At 61.2% G+C, this 17,213-nt stretch carries 14 protein-coding genes; 3 read left to right on the forward strand and 11 right to left on the reverse strand.

Annotated elements, in window-relative coordinates; genetic code table 11:
- The first annotated feature begins 76 nt into the window (after nucleotides 1–76).
- On the forward strand, nucleotides 77–1,516 hold the full coding sequence (cls, locus tag ACEN9A_RS29860; protein ID WP_019651271.1) for a cardiolipin synthase: 1,440 nt from the start codon (nucleotides 77–79) through the stop codon (nucleotides 1,514–1,516).
- Here the strand turns inward: cls and cfaB are convergent.
- The 8 genes from cfaB to hflK (ACEN9A_RS29900) all read right to left on the reverse strand — a co-directional run bounded on the left by cfaB (nucleotide 1,513) and on the right by hflK (ACEN9A_RS29900) (nucleotide 10,823).
- Nucleotides 1,513–2,697 (reverse strand): C17 cyclopropane fatty acid synthase CfaB, encoded by a 1,185-nt coding sequence (gene cfaB / locus ACEN9A_RS29865; RefSeq protein WP_258671720.1) that lies wholly within the window; start codon nucleotides 2,695–2,697, stop codon nucleotides 1,513–1,515. The genes cls and cfaB overlap by 4 nt on opposite strands.
- A gap of 71 nt (nucleotides 2,698–2,768) precedes the next feature.
- Nucleotides 2,769–3,569, reverse strand: coding sequence for an HvfC/BufC N-terminal domain-containing protein (locus ACEN9A_RS29870; protein ID WP_064621172.1), 801 nt, complete (start codon nucleotides 3,567–3,569; stop codon nucleotides 2,769–2,771).
- Nucleotides 3,560–4,405, reverse strand: coding sequence for an MNIO family bufferin maturase (bufB, locus tag ACEN9A_RS29875; RefSeq protein ID WP_064621173.1), 846 nt, complete (start codon nucleotides 4,403–4,405; stop codon nucleotides 3,560–3,562). Before bufB ends, ACEN9A_RS29870 begins: the two co-directional genes overlap by 10 nt.
- Before the next feature lie 65 nt (nucleotides 4,406–4,470).
- The gene (gene bufA2 / locus ACEN9A_RS29880; RefSeq protein WP_019651267.1) at nucleotides 4,471–4,725 is read right to left on the reverse strand and encodes a BufA2 family periplasmic bufferin-type metallophore; all 255 of its coding nucleotides are present in this window, start codon (nucleotides 4,723–4,725) and stop codon (nucleotides 4,471–4,473) included.
- A 119-nt stretch (nucleotides 4,726–4,844) separates the two neighbouring features.
- The gene (locus ACEN9A_RS29885; protein ID WP_258671721.1) at nucleotides 4,845–6,755 is read right to left on the reverse strand and encodes a cation-translocating P-type ATPase; all 1,911 of its coding nucleotides are present in this window, start codon (nucleotides 6,753–6,755) and stop codon (nucleotides 4,845–4,847) included.
- Nucleotides 6,752–7,810 (reverse strand): protease modulator HflK, encoded by a 1,059-nt coding sequence (gene hflK, locus ACEN9A_RS29890; protein ID WP_258671722.1) that lies wholly within the window; start codon nucleotides 7,808–7,810, stop codon nucleotides 6,752–6,754. Before hflK (ACEN9A_RS29890) ends, ACEN9A_RS29885 begins: the two co-directional genes overlap by 4 nt.
- A complete protein-coding gene (gene hflC / locus ACEN9A_RS29895; protein ID WP_258671723.1) occupies nucleotides 7,807–8,862 on the reverse strand; it encodes a protease modulator HflC in 1,056 nt (351 codons plus the stop codon). Before hflC ends, hflK (ACEN9A_RS29890) begins: the two co-directional genes overlap by 4 nt.
- On the reverse strand, nucleotides 8,859–10,823 hold the full coding sequence (hflK, locus tag ACEN9A_RS29900; protein ID WP_258674235.1) for a protease modulator HflK: 1,965 nt from the start codon (nucleotides 10,821–10,823) through the stop codon (nucleotides 8,859–8,861). Before hflK (ACEN9A_RS29900) ends, hflC begins: the two co-directional genes overlap by 4 nt.
- Before the next feature lie 211 nt (nucleotides 10,824–11,034).
- Between hflK (ACEN9A_RS29900) and lpdA the strand changes: the two genes are divergently transcribed.
- Nucleotides 11,035–12,435: a dihydrolipoyl dehydrogenase gene (lpdA, locus tag ACEN9A_RS29905; protein WP_258671724.1), complete on the forward strand. Its 1,401-nt coding sequence runs from the start codon at nucleotides 11,035–11,037 to the stop codon at nucleotides 12,433–12,435.
- An 88-nt stretch (nucleotides 12,436–12,523) separates the two neighbouring features.
- Here lpdA and ACEN9A_RS29910 read toward each other — a convergent pair whose 3' ends face one another.
- Nucleotides 12,524–12,997 (reverse strand): Lrp/AsnC family transcriptional regulator, encoded by a 474-nt coding sequence (locus tag ACEN9A_RS29910; protein WP_019580354.1) that lies wholly within the window; start codon nucleotides 12,995–12,997, stop codon nucleotides 12,524–12,526.
- Nucleotides 12,998–13,141: 144 nt separating this feature from the next.
- Here ACEN9A_RS29910 and ACEN9A_RS29915 point away from each other — a divergent pair, with 144 nt between their 5' ends.
- Nucleotides 13,142–13,771 carry a LysE family translocator gene (locus tag ACEN9A_RS29915; RefSeq protein WP_258671727.1) on the forward strand — a complete coding sequence of 210 codons (630 nt, stop codon included), beginning with the start codon at nucleotides 13,142–13,144 and terminating at the stop codon, nucleotides 13,769–13,771.
- A 3-nt stretch (nucleotides 13,772–13,774) separates the two neighbouring features.
- Here ACEN9A_RS29915 and ACEN9A_RS29920 read toward each other — a convergent pair whose 3' ends face one another.
- Both ACEN9A_RS29920 and ACEN9A_RS29925 read right to left on the reverse strand, forming a co-directional pair.
- The gene (locus ACEN9A_RS29920) at nucleotides 13,775–15,907 is read right to left on the reverse strand and encodes a hypothetical protein (RefSeq protein ID WP_258671728.1); all 2,133 of its coding nucleotides are present in this window, start codon (nucleotides 15,905–15,907) and stop codon (nucleotides 13,775–13,777) included.
- A complete protein-coding gene (locus ACEN9A_RS29925; RefSeq protein WP_258671730.1) occupies nucleotides 15,894–17,087 on the reverse strand; it encodes a DUF3142 domain-containing protein in 1,194 nt (397 codons plus the stop codon). The genes ACEN9A_RS29920 and ACEN9A_RS29925 overlap by 14 nt, the downstream gene beginning before the upstream one ends.
- Nucleotides 17,088–17,213 lie beyond the last annotated feature (126 nt).

Below are 17,213 nucleotides of genomic sequence, written 5' to 3' on the forward strand. Positions count from 1 at the left end.
GGGCCAATTAAATAGCGACATTCTGCCCGGAACATGGTCTGTTAAGCATTGAATCTTCAAGGAGCAAGGCTGCCCCATGGATTATTTCGGACCGCATGTATTCGGTTATCTGATCGCACTGTTACACACACTGGGCTCGATCGCCGCCATCCATGCCGTGTTGACCGTTCGGACCGCTCAGGGCTCGATCGCCTGGGCCCTGTCACTGCTGTTCATTCCTTACCTCACGCTTGTCCCTTATCTGGTCTTCGGCCGCAGCACCTTCGATGGTTACATCAAGGCCCGACGGCAAGCCAACGAGGAAATGCGCAAGGCCATCTCCGAACTGAACTGGCGCCCCTGGGTAGAAGAGGCACTGGCTGCGCGTGCCTCCAGCGCTTACGCGTCTTTGCGGGCCATGCCGAAGCTGGGGCGCATGCCATGCCTGGCAAACAACGATGTACGATTGTTGATCGACGGCCAAGCCACGTTCGATGCAATTTTCGACGCCATCAGCAACGCCCGTAAAGCGGTGCTGATCCAGTTTTTCATCATCCACGATGACCGCCTCGGCCAACGCCTGCACACCCTGCTGCTGAAGAAAGCCGCCGAGGGCTTGGCGATTTACTTGCTCTACGACCGCATCGGCAGCCACTCCCTGCCCCACGGTTATGTGCAACCGTTGCGTGATGCCGGCGTCGAGGTCAAAGCCTTCGCCACCCGCAGCGGCTGGCTCAACCGCTTCCAGGTGAATTTCCGCAACCACCGCAAGATCGTAGTGGTCGACGGGCTTGTCGGCTTTGTCGGCGGGCTCAATGTCGGCGACGAGTACATGGGCGAGAAACCACCCCTGGCGCCCTGGCGCGATACCCATGTGCAAGTTCGCGGGCCGGTGGTGGCCTGCATGCAGGAGTCCTTCGCCGAAGACTGGTTCTGGGCAGCCCGCTCGCTGCCCCCGCTGATCCTGCCTGACGTTTATCCAGATGACGGCGTGCTCTGCCAATTACTGGCCAGCGGCCCGGCGGATTCCTACGAAACCTGTTCGCTATTCTTCGTCGAAGCCATCCATGCGGCGACGGAAAGGGTGTGGATCACCAGCCCTTACTTCATCCCCGATGAAGCCGTATTCGCTGCATTGCGGCTGGCAGTGTTGCGCGGCGTGGATGTACGGATCCTGTTGCCGTCGCGGCCGGATCATCGGATCGTCTACGCCGCGTCCAGCCTTTATGCCTTCGAAGCCGTACGCGCCGGGGTGCGCGTGTTCCGTTATCAACCCGGCTTCCTGCATCAGAAAGTGGTACTGATCGACGACGAGATCAGCGCCATCGGCAGTGCCAACATGGACAACCGTTCGTTCCGGCTGAACTTCGAAGTGATGCTGCTGACGGTCGACAGCGGGTTTGCCGCCGAAGTGGAGCAGATGCTCAACAACGATTTCGCCCAGGCTCACGAAATCGCCAAAGAAGAAAGCCGGGAGACCCACCGCCTGCAACAGGTCGGCATGCGGATCGCCCGGCTTATTTCGCCGATTCTCTAGTTGTAGATGTCGTCGCGGGTCCATGGCAGTTCATGGCTGCCATCGGCATGGGCTTTCACCGCGAGGATTTGATGCAGGTTGATCCAGCCCCTGGCGAACGCATAGGCGCACCCCGCCAGGTACAACCGCCAGATCCGTAGCGCCTGCTCCGGCACCAGTTTGGCGGCGGCTTCCAGATTGTCTTCCAGGCGTTCGCTCCAGTGGTCCAGGGTCCGCGCGTAATGCAGGCGCAGGCTCTCGACGTCGACAATCTCCAGCCCCGCTTCGCTGATCTCGGCGGAGATCATCGACAGGTGCGGCAGCTCGCCGTTGGGAAACACATACTTCTCGATGAACTCACCAGCACCGCGCCCGACCGGACGACCGTCGGTGTGTTTGGCGGTAATCCCGTGGTTCATCACCAGCCCGCCCTCTTTCACTGCGCCGAACAAGGTTTGGCAGTATTCGGCCAGATTGGCGTGGCCGACGTGTTCGAACATGCCGACGCTGACCACCTTGTCGAAACGCCCGTCCTGAGGCAGATCGCGGTAGTCGAGCAGTTGCAGTTCGATCTGATCTTCCAGGCCTTCGGCTTTCACCCGCTCACGAGCCAAATCCAATTGCGCTTGACTGAGCGTGATCCCGAACACCTTCGCGCCGAACTCCCGCGCGGCATACCGCGCCAACCCGCCCCAGCCGCAACCGACATCCAGCAGATACTCCCCTGGCTGCAAGCGCAACTTGCGGCACAGGTGGCGAAACTTGGCTTGTTGAGCCTGCTCAAGGGTTTCACTGCCGGTCTCGAAGTAGGCGCAGGAATACGCCATGTCGCTGTCGAGCCACAGCTGATAAAACTCGTTGGAAAGGTCGTAGTGGTAGGAGATGGCTTTGGCGTCGGTTTCCTTGTCGTGAACCAGGCGCACCGGTTGCGCATCGTCGTCTTCGTTGAGCAGCGCCTGACTCCATTCATCGCAGACGCGAATCACGTCGCTGATGGAGCCTTCCAGCTCCAGTTTGCCTTCGACAAACGCCGCCCCCAGCGCGTCCAGGCTCGGATGGGTGAACTGGGTAACCATGTGCGGGTCCTTGACCACAATGGTGACGCTGGGCGTCGGCCCCAGGTTGAACTCATGGCCGTCCCAGAGTCGCAAGCGAAGCGGCAACTGCAGATTCTGTAAGGCCGGTGGAAGTTGCGCGAGCATGGATAATCCCCCTGATTTTCAGACGTCTGATTTGAGGGTAGTCCATCCTTGAAAAATAGCCGGCTATCGATTTAATAGCTGCTCTCTATGATTCGAGGCTGCAACCAACCGTCCTGAACCCACTGTTTCAGCCATGTAACAGCCTGAAGGGATGCATCCTCACCATAGATGACTGCTAATTCGGAGCACAGTTCAGCGAAATCCCAGTCGCCCTGAAACAAGCCGTCTAGAGCTGCCGCCTCCGCAGGTTCCAGGCTGCGGTAATGACAAACCAGCCCCGCTCTCCAGATCACCAATACTTGGGGCGCCCCTAACGCTGCACTACCGGGGAACCCGGTTTCATCCTTCACTGCCCGCCACAACGCAACACTGTTGAAAGCACACTCAAGCCATTGCACAGAGGGGCTGGGGCTGACCCGCAACGTCGGCCAGTCTTCAGGCTTCAGGGCGGCCATGTCCTGTATCGTCAGCGGCGCGCCTTCAGGCGCGTCGAACGCCAGCGTGAATGCCCACTCAAGTGCCGCCAACTCCCCCAGCGCTGCACTTTGCTCTGGCACTAAATGCTGTCGAATAAACGACTCGAACCCTTCACCCAGCCACCTCAGGCTGTAATGAACAGACGGACACTGGCGAATGTAAGCCGCCGCGAGCTGCTCGAATTCATCGTCACCCAGCCAATGCCAAATGACCGGATAGTCGCCGCGCAGAACTTCCTGAAGCCTTGCCTGATAGGCGTTGTGATAGATCGCCAGCCCGGTGCTCACATCCAGTGTCGGCCCCCCCATAAGACTCGCGCCTAGCGCGGTATCGGCTGCTGTCTGCTCACCCAGCAGATACGTTTCAAAGGCCAGCTGCCAGTCGTTCAGGCGCATCTCAATCTCCGGGTCAACACGCTATCACCCAATGCCCGGGCCTTTTGCAACTCGGTAAGTAGCTCTTCAAAAGGCGGGAAATGATCATCGCGTTCCAGCAGTGTCGCGACTGGCCCGAGGTGTTCCAGGGTTTGTTGATAGAGCGCCCAGACCGGATCACTCACCGGCTGGTCATGGGTGTCGATCACGTAATCGCCGTGGTCGCTGTGGCCAGCCAGGTGCAACTGTCGAACCTTTTTGGCCGGCAGCCCTTGAATGAATGTCCACGGATCGAAGCCATGATTGCGGGAGCTGACATAGACGTTGTTGATGTCCAGCAACAGCTCGCAGTCGCTCAACCGGCTGAGCGCATCAAGAAACTCCCATTCGCTGAATTCGTCGCCAGCGCTGCGCACGTAACTGGAGACGTTTTCCAGCACCAGCGGACGCTGCAAGACGTCCTGAACCTGCCGCACTCGGCCGGCCACGTAATAAAGACTTTCTTCGGTGTAGGGCAGCGGCAACAAATCATGGAGTTGATGGGCGTTGCCACGGCTCCAACACAAGTGATCGGAGATCCATGCCGGTTCAACTCGCTCCGCCAGAAGTTTCAGCTGTTGCAGATACTGCGGATCGAGGGCATGAGGACCGCCAATAGACAGCGATACGCCATGCATCACCACGGGATACCGTTCGGCAATGGCGTCCAGGTAGTACAGGGCCTTGCCGCCCTGGACCATGAAATTTTCCGAGACCACTTCAAACCAGTCCACGGCTGGCGACTGTTCAAGAATCTGTTGGTAGTAGGCACTGCGCAAACCCAGGCCGTAGCCCAGACAAGAAAGGGAAGCAGACATTTTGCGGACTCCTCGCAAAGTGCCGCAGTGGCAAGAGAGCCACCGCGACGGCATTCGGCAGTCAGTTATTCGCCGACTTTTCCATCTGCCTTCATGCATTCGGCCTGAGTCATTGCCTTGAAGCCATGCCCTTTGCAGACAGCCTGACCTTTGCAGGCGTTTTCGGCTGTCTTGCAGTCATTCATGCCTTTGCACGATGTCACGCCGTAGCAGTGAACTTGTGCAGCGTCGGCGGCCTGAGCCTGAGTGGCAACACCTGCGAACATTGTTGCAGCGGCGAAGGCGAGAGCGGCACCGGCGGTGGCGTTTTTGAAGTTCATTTGTATATCCTCAGTAATCGTCAGGGGTGTCGGCTGGAAGGTTGTTCAGTCCCGACACAGCACTAGAGAGCGCTGCCCTGACGGCGTTACAGAGGCGATGAAAAAACTTTTCGCCTCGCTCAAACCTCATCTTTGAGCTTGAGCAAAGGCTCCTGAAAACGCAGCAAACGCCCGGCATTACCGAGCACCAATAACGTACTCAAGTTGTGCAACAGCGCGGCAATCATCGCCCCTGCCGCGCCAAGCCAGCCGAATGCGGCGAAGGCGACAATCGCCAGGGTCCAGCCCAGACCGATGATTACGTTCACCTGTAAAGTCTGCCGGCATTGGCGACTCAGGCGCACACAGGTTCCGAGCCGGCGCAGGTCGCTGCCGATCAGTACGATATCGGCCGAGGCCAGCGCGATGTCCGCGCCGCCCGCGCCCATGGCCACGCCGACCACACCGGCCTTCAGCGCCAGGGAATCGTTGATGCCGTCTCCCACCACCATCGGCCGGAAACCGCTGTCGATTTCTTTCAACACGCGATTGAGTTTGTCCTCGGGCAAGGCCTGGGCTTCGACATCGCTGATGCCCACATCCCGGGCCAGCGTATGAGCCACGCTTTGTCGATCCCCGGTCAACAACAACTGACGACCCAGGCCGAGTTCACGCAACTCGCCCAGGGCAAACCGCGCCTCGGGTTTGACGCTGTCGGCGAGCAACAGCCAAGCGAGAAATTCACCGTTGAGTGCCAGCCCAGCAATCGGGCCATCGTGTTCGGGAACAGCTGAGGTGACAATGCCCAATTGCGCGAACAGCTCCGGACGACCGAGGGCCGCTTCGCCCTGCTCGGTCATCGCCACAACACCCAGCCCCTGACGCTCGCGAATGTCAGAGAGCAGCAGGAAATGTTCCTGGGTGACCAACCCGGCCAACGCGCGGCTGACCGGGTGGCTGCTGGCAGAGCCAAGGCTGGCGGCGAGTTTCAGTACGTGACTGCGATCTTCCTGCGGACTGTCGATCGATTGCAGGCGCAAGGTGCCGAACGTCAGGGTCCCGGTCTTGTCGACCACCAACGACGTCAGGTCGGCCAATTCTTCGAGGAAGGCTGAGCTGCGAATCAGAATCCCGTGCCGAGCAGCGACCGCCACCCCGGCAATCGCCGTGGCCGGTGCCGACAACACCAGCGCGCAAGGGCAGGCCGCCACCAACACCGCAAGCATCGCCTGGGCATCGTTGGTGACGAACCAGGTTACGGCCGCCAGCAGCAACACCAGCACCATGTAGCTACCGGCGTAGCGTTCGAGCAAACGCGTGATCGGTGGCTTGGAACGTTCGGCGTTTTGCATCAGCGCGATGACTTTACCCAGTGTCGACTCGTGACCGGTGCGGGTCACTTCAATGCGCAACAGGCCATCGAGGTTGATCGCCCCGCCGAACACCGGCATGCCCACAACGGCCTCTATGGGCACCGACTCACCGGTGATCGATGCCGTGTCGAGGCTTGCCTGACCGGACAACACCCGGCCATCGGCCGGCACGCGATCACCGGCGCGCACCTCCACCAGGTCGCCGGCCTTGAGCGTGCCGTTATCGACTTCAACGATGGCGCCGTCAGCCTGAATCTTGCGCGCATGGCTGCGCGTCAGTTTGCCGAGGGCATGAATCGCTTCCTGGGAGCCGATCACGCTGCGCTCTTCCAGCACATGGCCGAAGATCATGATGATCGGCAGCAGTGCCGCGGTAAGCAGATCGCCAGTAGCCCAAGCGCCGAGCATGGCCAGGGCGATCAACTGATCGGTGATCCCGTGCAGGCTCGGATAACGCAGGCTGTACCACGCCGAGCGCATGACCGGCACGGCCACCAGCAACGAAGCAAAACCCAGCAGCAATTGGCTGACCCCGGTCTGCTCCGGCAACGACCAGCGCCAGATCAGGCCGAGCGCAAGCAAGCCCAGTGCAAGCATGGCCAGGGTCAACTGGCGCGCGGCACTACGTTGTTCAGCCGAGGACAACATGCTCGGCGCGGCGGCGGTTTGGGCAGTCATTGTGCAGCTCCCTGAATGATCAGGCGGGAATCGTCTTTCGGATCGACCGTTGTCACCGAGCCGGCCTGCCCGAGAATCTTCGGCATCCGCTCACGGTAAATACGCAGCAGCATTTGCGGGTCGGTGCCCTGCTGTTGCGCCTTGGCCAAACTCAACACCGTGGCGGTGTCGGTGGAGGCTTTGGCCAGGCGTTCGCTGGCCTGGGCGTGAGCCACTTGCAGCGTGCGGTCGGCTTGTTCGTTGGCGGACTGAGTCAGCTTCTCGGCTTCCGTGCGCGCATTGGCCACGGCCTTGTCAGCTTGCTGGCTGGCAGTTAACACGGCGTTGAACGCGCTCACTGCCGGGCCGGGCAGACTCGATTGCACATCGACCCGCGCCACTTCGATACCCAAGCCCTGCCCGGTCGCCGTCAGTTCGGCCAAGCGTTGATTGATGCCTCGCACCAGATCGCCGCGCAGACGTTCGCGACGTTCGGCAGCCTGATTGTCGGCACCGATCAGTTCCGGTCGAGCCACCAGAATGGTGTCCAGGTCTCGCGCCGCAGTGAGTGCCACGGCACTGCGCGTCACCAGTCGATCCAGCGCCGGCAGCACATGCTCACCCTGAAGCACGAAGGCATAGGGTTCGGTGACTTTGTAGAACACCCGCACATCCAGCTGCACCACGCCCGCGTCACCGGTCAGCAGATAACCGGAGCCGGCGAGCGCATCGCTGATAGGTGTGGCGAAGCTCGCCACCCGGTCGGCCTGCAACGCGGCATCGGTGCGCAGCAGATTTTCCACCCGACGCTCGATCACCCGGTCCGCAGCCGGCAACAAAATCACCTGCTCAAACGGTCGCGGCCACGCCAACAGCAAACCGGCATTTTGAATGCGATCCAGTGCGCCGAAGTGCAGCACCACGGCACGATTCTGCGGGTCGATCTGCCGCACATTGGAAAATCCCCACGCCAAAGCAGCCAGCACGGTCACGGCGTAAAGCGCGAGAAAAGCCAAGCGCCCGGCCTGAATCCAGGGGCTGCTCAATTCATTTGTTCCACGTGGAACCAAATTCATGGCTGCGATCCGGACTTGTTTTCGAGCGTCGGTGGGCCATCAACCAACACCCGGAACGGCGCCGCATCTGTGCGCAAAATCAGTTTGGTGCCCGGTGCAACGATGGTGCCCAAGGTGTCGAGCGAACGCAGCAAATTGTAGAGCTGCGGTGAGCCTGCGTAAGCCCGGCCGTAAATCTGCGCGGCTTCGACGCGGGATTGGGCTTCGATGTCTGCAGCTTTCACCGTCGCATCGGCTTGCACGATTCGCGCGTCACGCTCAGCCGCGGAGCGGATTTGCGCGGCTTCGCGTTTACCGATGGCCGTGCGTTCAGTGGCGATTGTTTCACGCTCGGCGCGCATACGATCGACCGTCGCGGTGAGAGTCACCGACGGCAGGGTCAAACGCTCGATGCCGACTTGCAGCACTCGCACGCCATAGGTGGTGAGCAACTGCTGATCGATCTGCTGACGCAGCTGCGCTTCGAAATCGGCGATGTGCACCTGATTGGCGTCGGTGTTCACCAGGTTGGCCAGGTCGAAACTGCTGGCAGTGGTTTCCAGCGCCGAGCCGACAAAGGTACGAATCTGCCGCGCGGCTTCATCGGGTTGATTCTGTACAGCGCGCATAAAGCGTTGCACGTTGTCCGGGTCGCCCTGTACCTGCCAGGCCACGTAGGCTTGCACGATGATGCGCAGACCGTCGCGCGTGCCCACATCCTGCAAACCGCTGGAGGTGGTACGCAGCCGCAGATCAACCGGAATCGCCGCCTCGAACGGCGCCGGCCAACGCCAGCCAAGCCCCGGCTCCAGCAACACCCGCGATGGATTACCGAAGCGCGTAATCACCGTGGCCTCCCCCGAGCGCACTTGCACCAGGCTTGCCGCCGCAATGGCAAACGCCACCAGCAGAGCCGCCCAGCCCATTCGCCGCCACGGGAACGGGCCAGCTTCGTGTGGATCACCGTGGTGGTGATGGTGATGATGACCGTGGTGATGCCCGCCATGGCCGTGATCGTGGCCGGCGTGGTCATCGTGGTCGTGATGATCGTGAGTAGGCGTCGACTGGCTCAATGGGCGGCTCCTGGCTGAGCGGTATTACGCGGCGGCGCAGGGTCAGCCGGCAGCGTGAATGTACGTAGGTCGATGGTCGGCGCATTGCTGCTGCCGCCCAGGCGATGATCGAGAACCAGCAGCTTGGCATTAGCCAAACCCTGGGTCAGTTGGCTGAGGTATTGCTCCAGTACAAAAGCCTGGCCGGCGCTGGCATAAGCCTTTCGCTCGGCGGCAAATTTCAGGTCGGCGGCCTGAGCGCTCGAGTTGATTTCATGCGCACTGGCCGTGGCTTGATCGCGAGCAATGCTGGCCTGCAATTGCGCCTGGTTGATCGCCTCTGCCGCTGCACCGCGCTCACGGGAGATCAATGCCTGGGCGCCAATCTGCGCTGCTTGCACGCCGTGATAGGCATTGGCCGCCCCTGCTGGCGGATGAATGGCCTCAACCACCGTGGCGAGAATTTCCACGCCGCTGTCGAGTTTTTGCAGATCGGCCTGCACGGCGTGGCCGATTTCTTCGGCGAGCCCTACCCTGTCTTCACCGAGCAAACCGTCGAGGGTACGCGAGGCGAAATCGTGGACCAAAATCCGGCTGGCGGTGCTGCGAATCAGCGTCGGCACGTCGGCGCTGTTGTACGTCGCGGCCAATGCCGCTTGATCGCTCAGGCCGATGCGATAGACGAAGCGCACGTCCATGTTGACGATCTGGAAGCTCTGCTTGTCGGCACGGCTGCTGGCAATAACCTGGGACTTGTCATTCACATGGCTGGCGTCCCACAAGCGATTGGCAATGGCCGGTGCCGGGCCTTCGGCAGGTTCGGCCGCGACCGGAGCAGATGCTTCACCCACGCTGGTGGCCAACTCGTGGACCACGCCGTTCTCGACACTCAGCACCCGACCCAGCGGCCACGGCAAACTGGCGTGCAAACCGGGCCCGAACACTTCCACCGGTTTGCCGAAACGTTCGTAGATGCCCCGCCCCTGTAGCGGTATTTCATGAATGCCAGTGAGCGACCAACCGACGATTGCCACTACCGCCAGCACCGGCAAAAACGCCCGGCGCATGTAGGTGAAGGCCCAGATTTGTCGCAGGTCGATACCGAAGCGGTTGTGCAACTCGTGCTGCAATGCGAGCAGGGGCTGTGGCGGCCAGCGCAACATATCGGAGACGAAGCTTCGCGCCAGCAAGGCCGGTTCAAGCTGTTCACGACGGGGACTGAACAGAGACAACACGGCGCGCAGCAATAACTCGACGGCGACCAGCCCCGGCAGCAAGCCGATCAGCACCGCCAGACGCACCGGCCAGACGGCTGTTTCGCTACCGAACAACAGACACAAGGCGCTGAGCACCAGGCCAATAATCGCAACCCGCGTCAGCTGCGCCAACGACCCGGCTTCAGGCCATTGGGCGACATTTTCCTGCGCCAGTTGCCGCTCCAGCACCAGCAAACCGAACGCCAGCAGCAACGACAACGCCGCGCCGACACTGGCCGATAATCCCAACGCAGCGGGTGGTAAAGCGAGGTTCCAGACCTGCTCGATGCTGTACAAACTCAACAACGCCCAGCCGCCAAGCCAGAGCGTCGGTGCACCGATCTGCCCCAGCAAGCGCAGCCAACGCTGACTGATGCCGTCCAGCAACCGCTCGTACCAGCCTTCGGCGACAACGACTTCTTCGGTGATAGCCACCGGCACCAACTCGGCCGGATTCATCGCTCGTGCACGCCACTGCGTTACCCACCAGGCCGACTGCAGACCGGCGACCAATACCAGCAAACCGGCACTCTGATTGGCCAGCAACGCGGGCCAGAGCGACTGCGGTGCAAACAGCCCGACAAAAAACGCCAGCACCAGCCCTGCGGTCGCCAAGGCACCCAAACCGATTGCCCATTGGCGCAATCGACGTCCTTGAACGACCGCCTGCTGGAAGCGCGGCAGCCCTGCTATCTGTGCTCCATCGCCATCGAGATCGACTTGCATACCACCCCAGCCATTGCTCACATCACAATTCGTTACGATATAACGAAAATGGTGAAATTTTCGTCCTGAATCGTTCTATCTAAAAGCGCTGAACCTGTCGCCAAGCTGAAGCCTTGACCGAAATGGTGAGAAACGCACATATTACGTTCGTAATTTTTTATTGAAGACTACTTTTTATCGATCCCGCCCCTCTCAATCCAGGAGTTGCACCATGAGCACTTATGACGTCGTGATTCTGGGCGCCGGCCCCGGCGGTTATAACGCAGCGATCCGCGCCGGGCAGTTGGGCTTGAAAGCGGCATGCGTGGAAGGCCGCGCCACCCTCGGCGGGACCTGCCTGAATGTCGGTTGCATGCCGTCCAAGGCATTACTGCATGCCTCCGAGCTCTACGACGCGGCCATGGGGGCGGAATTCGCCAACCTCGGGATCGAGGTCAAACCTGTGCTCAACCTGGCTCAGATGATGAAACAGAAGGATGAAAGCGTCACAGGCCTGACCAAGGGCGTCGAGTTTCTGTTTCGCAAAAACAAGGTCGACTGGATCAAGGGATGGGGCCACATCGACGGGCCGGGCAGCGTCACGGTGACCGACGATCAGGGTGGCAAGACCCGGCTGAGCGCCAAAGACATCATCATCGCCACCGGTTCCGAACCCACTCCCCTGCCGGGCGTGGACATCGACAACCAACGCATCCTCGACTCCACGGGCGCGCTGTCGCTGGCTGAAGTACCGAAGCACCTGGTGGTGATCGGCGCTGGGGTGATCGGCCTGGAACTGGGTTCGGTATGGCGGCGCCTGGGTGCTCAGGTGACGGTCGTCGAATTTCTCGACCGGATCTGCCCGGGTGTGGATGCTGAAGCCGGTAAAACCCTTCAGCGCTCATTGAGCAAGCAAGGCATCCGCTTCAAGTTGAGCTCGAAAGTCACCAGCGCCACCTCCTCGGCGAGCGGTGTTCAACTCAGTGTCGAACCGGCCGCAGGTGGCACCGCCGAGCTGCTGGAAGCCGACTACGTGCTGGTGGCTATCGGTCGTCGTCCTTACACCCAAGGCCTGGGCCTGGAGAACGTCGGCCTCGCCACCGACAAACGCGGCATGCTCGCCAACAAGGGCCACCGCACCGAAGCCGCGGGGGTCTGGGTGATCGGTGACGTCACCTCAGGACCGATGCTCGCCCACAAGGCCGAAGACGAAGCCATGGCCTGCATCGAGCAGATCGTCGGCAAGGCTGGCGAGGTCAATTACGAGCTGATCCCCAACGTGATCTACACCAAACCGGAGCTGGCCAGCGTCGGCAAGACCGAAGAACAGCTGAAAGCCGAAGGTCGCGCCTACAAGGTCGGCAAATTCCCCTTCACCGCCAACAGCCGGGCGAAGATCAACCACGAAACCGAAGGCTTCGCCAAGGTACTGGCCGATGAGCGCACCGACGAAGTCCTCGGCGTGCACCTTGTGGGCCCGAGCGTCAGCGAAATGATTGGCGAATATTGCGTAGCCATGGAGTTCAGCGCCTCGGCCGAAGACATCGCCCTGACCTGCCATCCACACCCGACCCGCTCCGAGGCCTTGCGCCAGGCGGCGATGAATGTGGAAGGGATGGCGACGCAGATTTAGAAAGACCAAAGACCAAAGACCAAGATCAAAAGATCGCAGCCTTCGGCAGCTCCTACGCGCCTGTGAGCGCTGCGATCTTTTCGCTTTTTCAATCAGGCAAATGCCCCAACGGCAACGCACCCGGCGTCTTCACCGTGTGAATTGCAAAGTTGCTGCGGATATCACTCACGCCCGGCAATTTCAGCAATCGCCCGGTGAGGAAACGGTCATAGGCGCGCAAGTCCGGCACCACCACTTGCAGTAGAAAGTCCGACTCCCCTGACACCAGAAACGCAGAAATCACCTCAGGCAACGCCGTCACGGCCAGGCGAAATGCTTCGGCTTGTTCATCGTTATGCCGTTCGACCTTGACCCCGACAAACACCGTCAGCCCAAGGCCCACTTCATCTCGATCGAGGTTGGCCTGATAGCCGCGAATCACGCCCGCCTCTTCCAGCATCCGCACCCGGCGCAAACAGGGTGAGGCCGACAAACCGATCTCATCGGCCAGTTGTACGTTGCTCAGGCGTCCGTCCCGTTGCAGCGCCGTGAGGATTTTGCGGTCGTAGGCGTCAAGTTTCATGCTTTGGCAGATCCTGATGGTTCGATCATCATAAACTGGCAGGTTATGCCAAATATCGAAGCTTTAGAAGCCGACTACGCAACCACCTGCCCTGCCCCTCGGCCGTAGACTGACCCCACCAAATCGACAACGAATGGGGGCAACATGACAGAACTCTGGCTGTTTTTCATGGCGTTGGCAGTGGTCTACCTGTTGCCCGGCCCGGATATGATTCTGCTGTTGCAGACCGGCGCTCGTCAGGGCAAAGGCGCGGCGCTGGCCACGGCATTGGGGCTGGGCGTGGCGCGCGGTTGTCATGTGGCATTGGCGGCATTGGGTTTGGCGACGCTGTTCAGGACTGCGCCCTGGACCTTCGACGTGGTGCGCCTGGCCGGCGCCGCGTACCTGCTCTGGATCGGCATTCAGTGCCTGCGCACCACGATGCTGCCGAGCTTGAACGGTGCAGACGCAACGACTGCTAAACCACGGTGGCCGGAGGCGATCCAGCGCGGTTTGCTGACTAACCTGCTCAACCCCAAGGCGCTGCTGTTTTGCTCGGTGCTGCTGCCGCAGTTCATCAACCCTCAAGCCGGACCGGTGCTCGCGCAATTTGCGACCCTGGGCATGATGCTGGTCGGCGTCGGCTTGCTGTTCGACAGCGCCTACGCGCTGGTCGGCGCGGCGCTGGGCCGTTGGCTGCAACGCAGTCCGTCGGCCCAGCGGGTACAGCAGTGGTTGTTTGGCAGCCTGTTGATTGGTTTTGCAGTGCGGCTGACCTTTGTTCAACAAGCCTGATGACTATCGTGCATTGCGCCGGCGTCGGTTGATCAACACCAGCGCAATCGCGGTAAACACCACCACGCTGCCCATCTGCAGCCACTTTTTATATGGTCGCAATGCCGAGCGGACCGGGCTCAACACCTGAGTAACGTAACGCTTATCTGCATTCTGGAAATCCGGATAAGGACATCGGTGACCGAAGTTCACCGCCCAATCCACGTACGGCCCTTCCTTCACATAGCGTTGATAGAAGGCGCTTTCTTCTTCAAGGCTGGTGTTCCACCCCGCCGCCGCACACAGAACGGCCGCAAAAGCCTGACTGGTATGAGGCAAATTATCGGCAGCGCGGCTGGCCAACGCCGTGGCGACATAACGATAGTGGTAACGCTGATCGGGCTGTGCAGCGCTGGCCTGCTGACGTTTTACTTCATCTTCAGCCACTAATGGCCCCACCTTGAGCTCGCTGCTCTCAAGGCTGTAATTACCGCCGAACGTGGCGTAATCCGGCGCCATTTCGTAGCCGAGAATTTCCATCCCCCACTCGCGCGTCAGCCAACCCGCGTTAAATAGAGCAGCAGCACGCTTGGTCGGCCACCAGGCAGCATCCGCCTCCTGACGCAATTGCCCATACGCCTTGGCCTTGTTCTGCAAATCGACGTTGTCGAAGTAAGCCGGAGCCTCATCGTAGCGCTCTTCACGCAACAAACGCCGCCCGAGCAGATTGCGCAGGTTCGCGGCCACCGACAACGGCACATAATTGTCGCGATCCTGCTGGCTGAGCGGCGGCGGTGCCGGCACCTGGGTGTCGACGTACTGCTTGAGTTCATCGAGGGTCAGCACCCGCTCGGCCACGGTGGCCGCGTCGAACCAGTAGATGCCCTGGCTGCGATAGAGCTGATCGAAGGCCTGCAGGTAATCCCCGCGTTGCAGGGCCAGAATCGCGCTTTCACCCTCGACCCGGCACTTGGGCTGGAGTGTTTCGTAATCCCAGTCGGGCGTGCGCCGCTCGCCCCAGGATTCGTTCTGCGGGAAGGCCTGGGCGGCTTTGGCATAGGCCGCTGCGGCGGCGTTTTTGTCGCCATCACGCACCGCCAGCTTCGCCCGCAACCACCACGCAAGGCCACCGTCACCAGCCTGTTCGAGGAAGGCTTTGGCGCTGGCGTAATCGCCCTGTTGATAATTCATCGCCGCCAGGCGATCGGCATTATCCAGACTGCCACGGGTGCTGCTTTGCAGCAGTTTGATCAGTTTCTGTTCGTTCAGCGGTTGATCACCGAATGACCAGCCCAGCCGACTGATCAACGACGCCGTCACCAGTTGCTGCACCGCTTTGCCCTTGAGCAACCCGGCCAGTTGCTCGTCAGGCATAGCGGCCAGATCAGCCATCAACAGCTTCAGCGAGGTGTAGCCCACCGCCGAGCCGTGAAGGTTCTGCGTGGCGTAGAGTTGGATGGCGTTGTCCCAATCACCCGCAGTGCGGGCCACTCGTGCTTCTTCGCCGAGGCTGGCGACACCCAGTTCCAATGGGTCGCTGAAGCCGTCGATGCTCAGTTGACGGGTCTGCTCGAAGGCCTTGCGGGACTGAGCCAACAGGTCAGGGGTCGCGCCTGCTTCTGAACTCATGGCAAACAGCGCCCGGCCCAACGAGTACGCCGCCCAGGTGCTACGCAACGGGCGTTGTTCCGCCGGCAGCGCCAGCACTTTCTGGAAGTAGTCGGCGGCCAGGCCATGATCACCGGCGTTGAACGCCACGGCGCCAGCCAGATAGAGCCTGTGCTCGGGCGGCAGATTCGCGCCTTGCTCTTCAACCTGACGGGCATCGGTCAGGCTGCGCAGCTGTTTCACCAGCGCTTGCTGTTCAGGCGTCAGACCGGCCTGTTCGGCGGTGTCGCGCTGACGAGTGTAATCGGGCGCATCGCCATAACCGTCCCCCGGAATGTTGGTGGCGGCGGTGACATTTTTCAGTCCCGCGATGGCATGCCCGAGGCGGCTGATCTCAAGGTTGAAGTTGCCTTCCGGCAGTTCCGCCAGCGACTGGCCACGGTTGTCCAGCAGGCGCATGGGGAAGTCCGGCCCGCAGGCCAGCGCCGAACCCAATGGCAGGCTGAGGCTCAGGCAAAGCACATGGCGGGGCCAGTTACGGGTAAACATTCGAACCTCCTTGATCAATGTGTGCGCAGCGAGCCCAACCGATAGCGCGCTGCCCGCCGGCCGGGATTCGACCGTCACGCAGGCGGGTGAAGGTAAGCAGATCCGGGCGCTGTTGCAACGCATAACCGGCCAGCGCATCGGCGCCCTCGCAGCCCTGCACCGCCAGCGTCAGGCGTTCGGGCCAGGCGCTGTCGAGGTTGCCTTGGTTGCTGAGGCTGATGTCGTAGAGGCCGTCCTGCGCCGAGAGTTTCAGCCCTACATGACTGTCGAGCGTATCGCCGCGCGCCACAGCGCCCAGCGTCGTCAGGCTCCAGGCCCTGCGATCATTGGCCAGGGGCAGGCGAAACCAGATCAGCCCGGCCAGATGGGCCGGTGGATCGGCGCGCAACTCGGCGCCGAGCTTACTCAGTTGCTGCGGGTCCGCCAGCAACTCCCGACGTTCGCCGCCTCGCTCGATGGGCACTTCGCTTTCCACAACCGGCGCGCCCCCGGCCCCCGGCAACAGCGCCACGCCATAAGCCGGCAGCGCCAGATAAAACGGTTTCGATGTGTTGCGACTCCAGGCCCTGGCCCACTGCCGTGCCTGAGCCGGATCGAACAGCCCACGCCGCGGATCGCTCACCGCGTGCACCTGCAACACGCTGCTGTCGACTGTTGCCAGCAACGCCGGCAATTCAGAACTGTCGAGCCAGGCCGGCAACGCGGTGATGCTCAGTGGCAAGGACGCCGGCAGAACGCCACGCAAATGGGTGAGGAATTCGCGGTAGGCCGGTAACCAGGCGTTGCCCGCATCGTGGTCGATTTCCACACCGGACAGGGTCAGCCCCTGCCCTCGCCAATCGCTGAGCACCTGCTGGATCTGCGCCGTGACCTCGTCCCGGTCCAGCCCATTGAGCTGGCCATCCAGACGAACCACCGCAATCAGCGGTCGGCCATCACGCTTGAGCAGCGCCGGATCGATCCGCGCCCGGCTCCAGCCAGACTGTGGAAATGCCTGCAAGGCCAGCACGCGCAAGGTCGAGAAATCGGTGCGGCTGTCGCGCAGCGCGGCGTCATGGGCCGGCGTCCATTGCCGTTGCCAGACATAGAGTTGCTGATCGAGCGGCGGCGCGTCCGGTTGCTTGCAACCGTTGAGCAACACCGCTGCCAGCAAAACGATCAAGCGTGTGAAAAAGACCATGAACACCAATCCCTGAAATGCAAAAAGGGCCTCCCAAGGCCCTTTGTCACTCTGCTCGTTACCCTACTCAGCTATCGGCTTGCGGGCAATGATCACCTGACTTTTCGGTATCAGTAGTTGGAAGAG

The organism is Pseudomonas sp. Pseusp18, assembly GCF_059506005.1.

What these genes read in the sequence shown, in the direction of transcription:
- cls (WP_019651271.1), top strand. Translation starts at nt 77, where the DNA reads ATGGATTATTTCGGACCGCATGTATTCGGTTATCTGATCGCACTGTTA.
- cfaB (WP_258671720.1), bottom strand. Translation starts at nt 2,697, where the DNA reads ATGCTCGCGCAACTTCCACCGGCCTTACAGAATCTGCAGTTGCCGCTT.
- ACEN9A_RS29870 (WP_064621172.1), bottom strand. Translation starts at nt 3,569, where the DNA reads ATGCGCCTGAACGACTGGCAGCTGGCCTTTGAAACGTATCTGCTGGGT.
- bufB (WP_064621173.1), bottom strand. Translation starts at nt 4,405, where the DNA reads ATGTCTGCTTCCCTTTCTTGTCTGGGCTACGGCCTGGGTTTGCGCAGT.
- bufA2 (WP_019651267.1), bottom strand. Translation starts at nt 4,725, where the DNA reads ATGAACTTCAAAAACGCCACCGCCGGTGCCGCTCTCGCCTTCGCCGCT.
- ACEN9A_RS29885 (WP_258671721.1), bottom strand. Translation starts at nt 6,755, where the DNA reads ATGACTGCCCAAACCGCCGCCGCGCCGAGCATGTTGTCCTCGGCTGAA.
- hflK (WP_258671722.1), bottom strand. Translation starts at nt 7,810, where the DNA reads ATGAATTTGGTTCCACGTGGAACAAATGAATTGAGCAGCCCCTGGATT.
- hflK (WP_258674235.1), bottom strand. Translation starts at nt 10,823, where the DNA reads ATGCAAGTCGATCTCGATGGCGATGGAGCACAGATAGCAGGGCTGCCG.
- lpdA (WP_258671724.1), top strand. Translation starts at nt 11,035, where the DNA reads ATGAGCACTTATGACGTCGTGATTCTGGGCGCCGGCCCCGGCGGTTAT.
- ACEN9A_RS29910 (WP_019580354.1), bottom strand. Translation starts at nt 12,997, where the DNA reads ATGAAACTTGACGCCTACGACCGCAAAATCCTCACGGCGCTGCAACGG.
- ACEN9A_RS29915 (WP_258671727.1), top strand. Translation starts at nt 13,142, where the DNA reads ATGACAGAACTCTGGCTGTTTTTCATGGCGTTGGCAGTGGTCTACCTG.
- ACEN9A_RS29920 (WP_258671728.1), bottom strand. Translation starts at nt 15,907, where the DNA reads ATGTTTACCCGTAACTGGCCCCGCCATGTGCTTTGCCTGAGCCTCAGC.
- ACEN9A_RS29925 (WP_258671730.1), bottom strand. Translation starts at nt 17,087, where the DNA reads ATGGTCTTTTTCACACGCTTGATCGTTTTGCTGGCAGCGGTGTTGCTC.